The following is an 11,784-nucleotide window of genomic DNA, read 5'->3' as shown; positions in this document are numbered from 1 at the left end:
AAACAATGGTGGGTATAGCTCAGTTGGTTAGAGCGCCAGATTGTGGCTCTGGAGGCCGTGAGTTCGAATCTCATTATCCACCCCAAAACATCATGACTCATTAGCTCAGTCGGTAGAGCACTTGACTTTTAATCAAGGTGTCCGGAGTTCGAATCTCCGATGGGTCACCAATTTAATGGCGACATGACCAAGTGGCTAAGGTAGAGGACTGCAACTCCTTCATCCCCAGTTCGAATCTGGGTGTCGCCTCCAGATAAGCGCCTATAGCTCAACTGGATAGAGTGTCTGACTACGAATCAGAAGGTTGGGGGTTCGAGTCCCTCTGGGCGCACCATACAACCATATGCGGGATTATAGCTCAGCTGGGAGAGCACCTGCCTTACAAGCAGGGGGTCACAGGTTCGAGCCCTGTTAATCCCACCAGTAAAACCTTTAGTGAATATTCACTAAAGGTTTTTTTATATTTATTTATAATTTATACAATTTTAAAGAAAAGACATTTTTTGTAATATAATATATAATTATATTAATAAGGTTATATTATTAATATATAATTATATAATAATTAAAAAATAAGAAAGGAGAATCGGATAGGTTATAAAATAAGACTATCTGATATAAAAGAGTTTTGTATATAATATTTGACGAACAAATAATTGACAGCGAAGAAATAAAAAATTTAATCGAAGAAAAAAGTAATTTTAAAGTTGAAAAAGATATGTGTAAAGCAACTAAAAGAGAAGATGTTTTAGCATATTTATTAACTTTAGATGTAGATTTAATTAAAAAAGAAATAGAAGAAGAATATGATTTAAGCGGCATGGAAATGGATGATTTATTCGAAGAATATATGCAAATTGCAGAAGAAAAAGCTATGGAATTAGAAGATTTAATGCCAATGTACTCAATCATGGAGGCTAGATCTTATAAATGGGATATGAGTGAAAATAAAATAAAAACAGTAATGGCTGTAACTCATACAGATTTAGGAACACTTAAACTTTCTGATGTCGTAAAAAGATTATTATCTGAAACAGATTAATAATATAAATATGCAATAATAAATAAATTTTGAGCTATCATGCTTTCATCGTAATACAGGGGAGATTATAAAAATTAATTTATATAGTACATTTAAACGCAAAATAATATATTTATTCATACAAATAAAAATATTTATTTATATGTAATAAAAAATATTCTAAAATTACTTAATAAAAATATGTTATTTTTTGTAAACACATAAATATTCTTATACATTATAAGAAATTTTATTATTAATTAAGGAAGTTGAGAAAAGCGGTTACAAATTAAATTAAATTGATTTATAATCTTAAATATTACGATGAAAATAAGCAGGAGGGGATAATATGCAAAAGCAGTTTAAAAAAGTATTAGTTGCAAACAGAGGAGAAATTGCAATAAGAATTTTTAGAGCATGTGCAGAGTTAGGCATAAAAAGTGTAGGGATATATAGCAAGGAAGATAAGTATAGTTTATTTAGAACAAAAGCTGATGAATCTTATCTGATAGATGAAGATAAGGGACCTATTGATGTATATCTAGATATAGATGGAATTATAGAATTGGCCAAACAAAAAAATGTTGATGCTATCCATCCTGGATATGGATTTTTAGCTGAGAATTCAGAGTTTGTTCGCAAATGCGAAGAAAATGGAATAACTTTTATAGGGCCATCAGCAGATATAATGGATAAGATGGGGGATAAAATAAACTCTAAAAAGGTTGCCCATGGAGTAGGGGTTCCTACTATACCTGGAGTTGATAAGGTTATAGAGAGTGTTGAAGAGGCAAAAGAAGTCGCAAATTACGTTGGATATCCTGTTATGGTTAAAGCGTCTAATGGCGGTGGCGGTAGAGGTATGAGAGTAGTTTATAATGAAAAAGACTTAGCTCTTGAATATGAAACTGCCTGTAGTGAATCAAAAAAAGCCTTTGGGAAAGCAGTTATATTTATAGAAAAATATATTGTAGAGCCAAAACATATAGAAGTACAGATATTAGGGGATAAACAAGGAAACATAGTCCATTTATACGAAAGAGATTGTTCTGTACAAAGAAGACATCAAAAAATAATTGAATATGCACCTGCATTTTCTTTATCTACAGAGTTAAGAGAAAAAATATGTAGTGATGCAGTAAAAATAGCTAAGAGTGTTGGCTATGTAAATGCAGGAACTTTAGAGTTCTTAGTAGATTCAGACGGAAACCATTACTTCATAGAAATGAACCCAAGGGTTCAAGTTGAACATACTGTAACAGAAGAAGTAACTGGGATAGATATAGTACAAAGCCAAATATTAATAGCAGAAGGATACACTTTAGATAGTGAAGAAATAGATATAAAATCTCAAGAAAGCGTAAAAGTAAGTGGATTTTCAATTCAATGCAGAATTACAACAGAAGACCCTAAAAATAACTTTATGCCAGACACAGGAAAGATACAAGTTTATAGAACTGGTTCAGGAGCAGGTATAAGACTTGATGGTGGTAATGGATGTGCAGGGTTCGATATAAGTCCATATTACGACAGTTTATTAGTTAAAACTGTATCTTGGGATAGAACATTCAAAAAAGCAATCAATAAAATGTTAAGATCTATAAGAGAGTTTAGAATCAGAGGAGTAAAAACAAATGTCGGATTCTTAACTAACGTACTAGAAAGTCCTGTATTCCAAGAAGGGAAATGTAGTACAAAATTTATAGATGAACACCCAGAATTATTTAATATAAAAGAAAGCAAAAATAGAGCAACAAAATTGCTTCAATTCATAGGTAACGTTATAGTAAATGAAAATAAATGTGCGCAAAAGCCAGTATTTACTAAACCACACAAACCAATAATAAGAACAGACATCCCATATGTTGAAGGAAGTAGACAACAACTAGAAAGACTAGGAAAACAAGCATATATAGAAAAAATAAAAAATGAAAAGAAATTATTATTAACAGATACAACTATGAGAGATGCACATCAATCTTTAGTTGCAACAAGATTAAGAACTTACGACTTCTTACAAGCAGCACCAGCCACAGAGGCCTACATGAAAGATTTATTCTCACTAGAAATGTGGGGGGGAGCTACTTTTGACGTTGCGTATAGATTTCTAAACGAATCACCATGGAGAAGACTACAAAAACTAAGAGAAGAAATACCAGATATATTATTCCAAATGCTATTTAGAGCATCTAACGGTGTTGGATATACTAACTATCCAGACAATGTTATAACTGAGTTTATAAAAGAATCAGCAAAACAAGGAATAGATGTAATAAGAATATTTGACTCACTAAACTGGGTTGAAAATATGAAATTATCAATTGATGCAGGTCTAGAAACAGGCAAAATAGTAGAAGCGACAATGTGTTATACAGGAGACATATTAGACCCATCTAAGTCTAAATACAACCTTGAATATTATATAAATTTGGCACAAGAGTTAGAGTCATTAGGAACAGATATCATATGTATAAAAGATATGGCAGGTTTATTAAAACCACATGCAGCGTATAGCTTAATAAAAGCATTAAAGGAAAATGTAAATACACCAATACATCTACATACTCATGATACTAGTGGTAATGGAGTTGCAACTTGTTTAATGGCATCTAAAGCTGGTGTAGACATAGTAGATACAGCTTTACAATCAATGGCAGGGCTTACAAGTCAACCATCGTTAAATGCTATAGTAGAGGCTTTAAGATTTGATGAAAGAGATACAAAAATAGATTTATATGGATATGAGCAAATAGGCGATTATTATTATGATTTAAGAGAAGTTTATAAAAAATTTGAAAGTGGATTAACAACTTCTTTCGCACAAATATATCAATATGAAATGCCTGGAGGACAATATTCTAACCTTAAAGCACAAGCAGATAGTTTAGGATTACAAGATGAATTTGACTCAGTAAAAGAAAATTATCAAAAAGCTAATAAGATATTAGGGGATATAATAAAAGTTACACCATCTTCTAAAGTTGTTGGGGACTTATCAATATTTATGACTAAAAATAAATTGAACGAAGAAAACATAATAGAAGAAGGTAAAAAATTATCATTCCCAGATTCAGTTGTTGATTATTGTAAAGGAATGATAGGTCAACCTGTTGGAGGAATACCAAAAGATTTACAAGAAGTTGTTTTAAAAGGGGAAGCTCCAATAACAGAAAGACCAGGTAAATTAATGCCGTTAGCTGATTTTGAAGCTGATAAAGAATATTTAAATGAAAAATTCTCTATGGAATCTAATATAAGAAATATTTTAAGTTATGAATTATATCCAAAAGTTTATGAAGATTATTTAAGACACCTTCAAGAATATAACGACATATCTAAATTAGAAAGTCATGTATTCTTCTATGGACTAGATAAAGACGAAGAATGTGATGTTGAAATAGAAGAAGGTAAATTATTAGCGATAAGATTAATTGGGGTTGGTCCAGTAAAAGAAAATGGATATAGAACAGTAGTATTTAGAATGAATGGATCATTAAGAGAAGTCGAAATAAAAGATAAAAACTTCTCAGGATTAATAAAACAAGTTCAACTTGCTGATATGAATGACCCATTACAAATAGGTGCAGCAATACCAGGCAAAGTAGTTAAAACTCTTGTCAAGAAAGGTGATATAGTAGAAGAAAATCAACCATTAATAGTTATAGAAGCTATGAAGATGGAAACTAATATAGTTGCTAAAGTAGCCGGGAAAATATCTTCTATAGAAGTTAGAGAAGGAGATATGGTTACAGATAAACAATTATTAATGACTATGGAATCACTAGGAGAAGAAGCTGTAACTGAAGCATAATTATTAAAAATTATTTAAAAACAATATATTAAAATTAATTTGAAGTCACCTTTTTATTATATATGTAGTGTGAATACCTACATTAAATATATAAAGGTGACTTTTTTATGATTTAAAATTTTCACCCCTACGCGGGTGACTTTACTAAGAAAAAACACATACAAAAAACTATAAATTACATAATAAAACTAATCCAAAATAAGAAATAAAAGAAGGGAATACGTCATTAAAATCCAACTTGAAAAAACGATTTCCATATTGGAATAACAATAAAAAAATTATAGATATAAAGAGGGAAATTATACTTATATGTAGAAATATATTTAACTATAAAGTAAATAATTCTTTTTAAAATGGCATATAATGTAATAAAAGGGATTATATATTACAAAATATATAAATAAAAATATTAAGGAAATCAACGACTTAAATTTTTATAACAAACAAAGGTAGGTGCTCTTATGAAAGTATATGATAGTAACGATTTAAGAAATATTGCAATTTTAGGACATAGTGGTTGTGGTAAAACTAATTTAATCGAAGCGATAGCATACACTGCTAATCTTACAAATAAGATACCACAATTAAGCGATAAAACTAATATGACTTATAGTATGGGACTAGTACCAGTAGAATACAATGGTATCAAATATAATTTATTAGATACTCCTGGATACTTCGACTTCTGTGGAGAAGTAATTTCTTCTCTAAGAGCTTGTGCAGCTGCAGTTATAGTAATAGATGCAACAAATCCGATACAAGTAGGAACAGAAAAGTCACTAGAATTTACCGAAAATATGCCGAAAATAATGTTTATTAACAAAATTGATAACGAAAAAGCTAGATACAAAGATGCAATAGACATGTTAAGACAAAAATACGATAAAAAAATAGTACCAATGATAATACCTGAATACAAAGACAAACAATTTGTCAAATTACATAATATACTAGATAACTTACAAGAAGCATTTGATGGAGATTTTGAACAACAAGCATTAGCAATAAAAGAAGGTCTTATGGAACTTGTTGCAGAAGCTGACGATGCTTATTTAGATAAATATTTTAGCGGAGAAAGATTTACTGAAGAAGAATTACAAAAAGGAATCACTATAGGTATAAAAAGAGGGGATATCATCCCAGTTATCTGTGGTTCAACTATAAATAATATAGGAACAAAAGAAATATTAGAGACATTAGAATCTTACATTTATCCAGGTCACACAGATAGCGATTCACCATTTAGAGGACAAGTATTCAAGACAATGGTTGACCCATTCACAGGAAAATTGTCTTACATAAAAATAATAGAAGGAACTCTAAAAAAAGACATGGACATCATAGATATAACTCAAGATAAAAAAGAAAAAATATCTAATATATATACAACAGTAAATGGAAATTTAGAAGAACTTCAAGAGGCAAAAGCAGGTGACATAGTAGTAGTAACTAAAATTTCATCATTAAAAACAGGAGATACTATAGCAGAAAAAGCAGATGCTATACCATTACCTCCAATCGAATTGCCAAAACCACAAATTTATTATGCAATTGTTCCTAAAAATAAAGGTGACGAAGAAAAAATTGCTTCTTGTTTAAATAAAGTTTCAGAAGAAGACCCAACTATACACTGGTACAGAAATCCAGAAACAAAACAAACTCTTGTTGGTGGCCAAGGTGAACTACACATAAAAACAATTAAAAAACAAATGAAAGAAAAATATGGAGTTGATTTTGATATAGAAGATATTAAAGTTGCCTATAGAGAAACAATAAAAGGAACTTCAGATGTACAAGGTAAACATAAAAAACAATCTGGAGGACGTGGACAATATGGTGATGTTAAGATAAGATTTTCAAGATCAGCACAAGATTTTGAGTTCTCAGAAGAAATATTCGGTGGTTCTGTTCCAAAATCATATATACCAGCAGTAGAAAAGGGATTAAAAGATTCTATGCAAAAAGGTATATTAGCAGGTTATCCAGTTACAAATATTAAAGCTGTATTATATGATGGTTCTTACCATGATGTAGACTCTTCTGAAATGGCATTCAAAACTGCCGCTTCAATAGCATTCAAAAAAGGTATGCAAGAAGCAAAACCAATTTTATTAGAACCTATAATGAAATTAAAAATAACAGTTCCAGAGGAATATATGGGAGATGTTATGGGGGATATAAATAAAAGAAGAGGTAGAATATTAGGTATGGAACCTAATGACAAAGGCAAACAAGTTATATTTGCCGAAGCACCTCAAAGTGAAACATTTAAATATGCTATAGACTTAAGAGCTATGACTCAAGGTAGAGGTCAATTTGAAATGGAAATAGAAAAATATGAAGAAGTTCCAGCTCAAATAGCTAAAAAAATAATTGAGGAAGCTCAAGATAATTAATATTTAAAATCATCTAAAGGGGACTTGTACAGCGTTAATTTGTATAGGTTCCTTTTTGTTGTGAATGAATATAAAAAAGTATATAATTATAAATAATAGTCAAAAAGCATATTAATAGCTTTATAAATAGTAAAATAATAATAGCAAATAAATTAATCTGCATTGAATTAACATAAAAGAGGTAATAATAATATTATGTGTTATAAAGAAGTCTAAATATTTAGACATTCAATATAAAATAATTGAAAAATATTAGCATGGCTATTTTATTTATGAGGAGGGATAATATGTTGTGTCAAAAATGTAATAAAAAAGTAGCTACAGTTTTTATAAGTACAGTTGTTAATGGTAAGAATAGTCAAATGTACTTATGTACAGATTGTGCAAAAGAATTTCATGATAGCATGAGTCGTGACATGCAAATTCCTTTTCCTATAAATGATATTTTATCGAATATGGAGTTTAATGAAGATACAATAAACAATTTGATAAAAGATTTAAAGGAAATAGAAGATAAAAATGTAGTCGAAGGGGTAAATGGTATTGATAATACAGAATCTTCACAAAAAAATGAAGAAAAAGTAGATATTACATGTAGTGTTTGCAATACTTCTTTTGAGGAATACAAAAAAACAGGAAAATTAGGATGCAGTAAATGTTATTCAACTTTTGAAAAACAATTAAAACCTATATTAGAAGGCATTTATGGCTATTCAGAACATATAGGTAAATTTCCTAAAAATAAATGCAAAGATACAGAAGTTATTAGAACAGTTGAACAATTAAAAGAACAATTAAATATAGCCATCCAAGAAGAAGAATATGAGCAAGCTGCTAAACTTAGAGATGAAATACTACAGTTAGAAGCCAACGATATTTAGGAGGAATTTATATGGAACAAAGTGCAGTAATGAAGTCAAAAATAGAGATAGCAAGAAATTTAAAGGGTTACTCATTTCCGCATAAGTTATCTAGTAAAGAAGCTGATATTATAATAGATAAAGTAAAAAACACTTTATCCAACTCAAAATATGAGTTTATTTTACATAGAAAAAATGATTTAAGTGAAATAGAAATAAATGCACTTATAGAAATGGAATTAATAGATGATAACTTCTTAGAAAGTCAAAATGCAGCATTACTTATTAATACAGATAAAACAATATGCATATTAATAAATGGACTAGACCATATAAAAATCCAAGTAGTTGGTAATAATGACATTAAGGGCTTATATGAAATAGGAAATGAAATAGATGATATATTAGAATCAAATTTAGAATATGCCTTTGATAAAGATTTAGGATATTTAACAACATGCCCTGTTAATGTAGGGACAGGGCTTAAGATAACTAATACTATACATATACCATCTATAGAAAAATTAAAACAAGTAGATGATTATTACAAAATAGCACATAAAATAGGTGTTAACTTTAAAGGGGTATATGGAAAAACAAAATCCATATTAGGAAGTTTATACACTATATCTAATAGCATAATGCTTGGAAGGTCTGAATCTAATATAATCCAAAGCGTAGAAAGTATGTCAAATGATTTAAGTAAAAGGGAATATGAATCAAGAGAAGTATTAAAAAATCTTGAAAAAATAAACTTAGAGGATGAAATTTTTAGATCTTTAGCAATTTTATCTAGTGCTAGAGTAATTACAAACTCAGAGTTAATGCAATGTTTGTCTAATGTTAAATTAGGGATAGAAATGGGTTATATAGAAGATGTAAGCCTAGAAAAAATAACAAAACTAATGACAGGAAGACAACCTTACTTAAAAATTATAAGTGCATATGATGAAGAGAATAAAATAGAAAGAGCAACTTATATTAGAAGGGAATTTAGTTTAGCTAATAGAAATAATAAATAATATTATTTCTGTCTATACAGATTAATTATCAGTATAGCATCGATAGGAGGGATTGGTATGTACTTCAATAGATTTACTCAGGGGGCCAAAACTGCTATAAATCTTGGCAAAAGTTATGCTAAAGGCTTGGGGCATAGAGTAGTAGGAACTGAACACTTAGTAGTAGGACTTTTAAGAGAAAAAGATGGAATTGCAGCAAGAGTTCTTAAAAGTTTAGGAATAGATATTAATACATTTGAGAATAAATTAGTTGAAATAGAAGGTAGAAATAATCCAGTTGAAGAAGATATACCTTTAAGCCCACGCTCAAAGCAAATTTTAGAAAAAGCCGCTGTTTTTGCCAATAAACTAAAAACTAATTACATAGGTACAGAGCATATATTATTAGCTATTGCCCAAGAAGGTGAAGGACTAGGTATAAAATTACTTAGCAGTTTAGGTGCAGATCAAAGAGACATAGTAGAATCAATTATGAAAATGATGGGAGTTGAAAATTATTCAATGGAACCAGCTAAAAAGAGTGATACAAATAAAGAAGAATCTTCAAAATCAAAATTATTAGATAAATATGGTGTTAACCTTACATCAGAGGCTAACAAAGGAAAAATAGACCCAGTTATATGCAGGGAAAAAGAAATTCAAAGAGTAATCCAAATTTTAAGCAGAAGAACAAAAAATAATCCAGTATTAATTGGAGACCCCGGAGTTGGGAAAACTTCTGTAGCTGAAGGATTAGCTATAAATATTTCTAGAGGAAGAGTGCCAGATACATTAAAAGACAAAGCACTATATACTCTAGATATGGGGAGTTTGTTAGCAGGAGCTAAGTATAGAGGTGAATTTGAAGAAAGAATCAAACAAGTAATCGATGAAGTAAGAGAAAAAGAAAACATAATACTTTTTATAGATGAATTACATACAATTGTTGGAGCTGGATCAACAGGAGAAGGTTCAATAGATGCATCAAATATTTTAAAACCTGTATTAGCAAGGGGAGAAATGCAAATAATAGGAGCAACAACTATTGATGAATACAGAAAACATATAGAAAAAGATGCAGCACTAGAACGTAGATTCCAACCTGTTTTAGTAGAAGAACCTAGCAAAGAAAATACCGTAAAAATCTTAAAAATTCTTAGAGATAGATACGAAGCACATCACAAAGTAAAAATAACAGACGAAGCTATAGATGCAGCAGTAGATTTATCTGTAAGATATATAACCGATAGATTTTTACCAGATAAAGCAATTGACTTAATTGATGAAGCGGGTTCAAAAGTAAGATTGAAAGAAAATACTCCACCAGAAAACATAAAAGAATTAGAAGAAAAAATAGAAAGTATAAATAATGAGAAGGAAGAGGCAGTTAGATGCCAAAACTTCGAAAAGGCAGCTAAAGTTAGGGATGAACAAAGAAAGTTAAAAGAAGAATTAACGCAAGTTAGGGAAAAATGGAATAACTCTACAAAAGACAAAGATACAGTTAATGCTGAAGTAATAGCAGATATAGTTTCTATGTGGACTGGAATACCAGTAAATAAAATCGTAGAGGAAGAAGCCGAAAAATTATTAAATATGGAAAATATCTTACACAAAAGAGTTGTAGGACAGGATGAGGCAATAAAATCTATTGCAACTGCTATAAGAAGATCTAGAGCAGGAATAAAAGACCCAAGTAAGCCAATAGGTTCTTTCCTATTTTTAGGACCAACAGGGGTAGGTAAAACAGAACTAAGTAAAGCTTTAGCAGAGGCACAATTTGGAGATGAAAATCAAATTGTAAGAATTGATATGTCTGAATACATGGAAAAACACGCAGTATCTAGATTAATAGGTTCTCCTCCAGGTTATGTAGGATATGATGAGGGTGGTCAACTTACAGAACAAGTTAGAAAAAAACCATATTCAGTAATATTATTTGATGAAATAGAAAAAGCTCATCCAGATGTATTTAATATTTTATTACAAATATTAGATGATGGTAGACTTACAGATTCTAAGGGGAGAACTGTAGACTTTAAAAATTGCATCATTATACTTACTTCAAATGTTGGAGCTACTACAATTAAAAAACAAAAACGATTAGGATTTGGAGTTGTAAATGAAAAAGATGCACAAAAAGATGAATATGAAAAAATGAAAGAAACTATTATGGTTGAACTTAAAAAACAATTTAGACCTGAATTCTTAAATAGAATAGATGATATAATAGTATTCCATTCATTAACTAAAGAAGACATATCTAGCATAGTTGTCTTAATGTGCAAAGAATTAATAAATAGATTAAAAGATTTAGATATTAATTTAGAAATGGAACAAGATGCAATAGATTTGATTTCAAAAGAAGGTATTGACTTAGAATATGGTGCTAGACCATTAAAAAGAGCAATACAAAATAATTTAGAAAATGAGTTATCAGAATTAATTTTACAAAGAACTATTAAACCAGGCGACGATGTAGTTGCTAGTGCAAAAGATGGCAAGATGGTGTTTAATGTTAAATAAAATTATTAAAAAGTTGTATAATTATTTAATGGGGGAGTTGAAACTCCCCTATTTTAAATAATAGATTTAAGAATAGAAAAATGTATATATATAATAAATTTAGTATATTTAAAAGATTAAGTACTAAAAATGCAAAATTTTCTTGTTTTTTAAGGATTATGTAAGAAAT

Annotated in this window: 6 protein-coding genes and 5 tRNA genes; all 11 read left to right on the top strand. The window is 29.7% G+C overall.

The features are described from left to right. Nucleotides 1–8 precede the first annotated feature (8 nt). The 11 genes from ABCM86_RS10710 (at nt 9) to ABCM86_RS10660 (ending at nt 11,615) form a co-directional block, all read left to right on the top strand. Nucleotides 9–85 (top strand) — tRNA-His (locus ABCM86_RS10710). A 9-nt stretch (nt 86–94) separates the two neighbouring features. Then, nucleotides 95–170 (top strand) — tRNA-Lys (locus ABCM86_RS10705). Between the two features lie 7 nt (nt 171–177). After that, nucleotides 178–252 (top strand) — tRNA-Cys (locus ABCM86_RS10700). A gap of 5 nt (nt 253–257) precedes the next feature. Beyond that, a tRNA-Arg gene (locus ABCM86_RS10695) sits at nt 258–334 on the top strand. Nucleotides 335–347: 13 nt separating this feature from the next. After that, nucleotides 348–423 (top strand) — tRNA-Val (locus tag ABCM86_RS10690). A 205-nt stretch (nt 424–628) separates the two neighbouring features. Next, nucleotides 629–1,042 carry a hypothetical protein gene (locus ABCM86_RS10685; protein WP_295576198.1) on the top strand — a complete coding sequence of 138 codons (414 nt, stop codon included), beginning with the start codon at nt 629–631 and terminating at the stop codon, nt 1,040–1,042. 328 nt (nt 1,043–1,370) lie between these two features. Beyond that, nucleotides 1,371–4,832: a pyruvate carboxylase gene (locus tag ABCM86_RS10680; RefSeq protein ID WP_343003976.1), complete on the top strand. Its 3,462-nt coding sequence runs from the start codon at nt 1,371–1,373 to the stop codon at nt 4,830–4,832. A gap of 461 nt (nt 4,833–5,293) precedes the next feature. Beyond that, nucleotides 5,294–7,228, top strand: a complete 1,935-nt coding sequence (locus tag ABCM86_RS10675) for an elongation factor G (RefSeq protein WP_295677442.1) — start codon at nt 5,294–5,296, stop codon at nt 7,226–7,228. 287 nt (nt 7,229–7,515) lie between these two features. Further along, entirely contained in the window at nt 7,516–8,109 is a 594-nt protein-coding gene (locus tag ABCM86_RS10670) for a UvrB/UvrC motif-containing protein (protein ID WP_343003975.1), read from the top strand. Between the two features lie 11 nt (nt 8,110–8,120). Further along, on the top strand, nt 8,121–9,110 hold the full coding sequence (locus ABCM86_RS10665) for a hypothetical protein (RefSeq protein WP_295735103.1): 990 nt from the start codon (nt 8,121–8,123) through the stop codon (nt 9,108–9,110). Nucleotides 9,111–9,167: 57 nt separating this feature from the next. Further along, on the top strand, nt 9,168–11,615 hold the full coding sequence (locus ABCM86_RS10660) for an ATP-dependent Clp protease ATP-binding subunit (protein ID WP_195931571.1): 2,448 nt from the start codon (nt 9,168–9,170) through the stop codon (nt 11,613–11,615). Nucleotides 11,616–11,784: the final 169 nt, after the last annotated feature.

This window comes from Clostridium sp. 2218st1_F5_2218SCRN_220325 (genome assembly GCF_039062665.1).
In the GTDB taxonomy this organism is placed as follows: domain Bacteria; phylum Bacillota; class Clostridia; order Peptostreptococcales; family Peptostreptococcaceae; genus Intestinibacter.
Note: the sequence above shows the minus strand (reverse complement) of the source record. Positions and strands in the feature narration are given on the sequence as shown.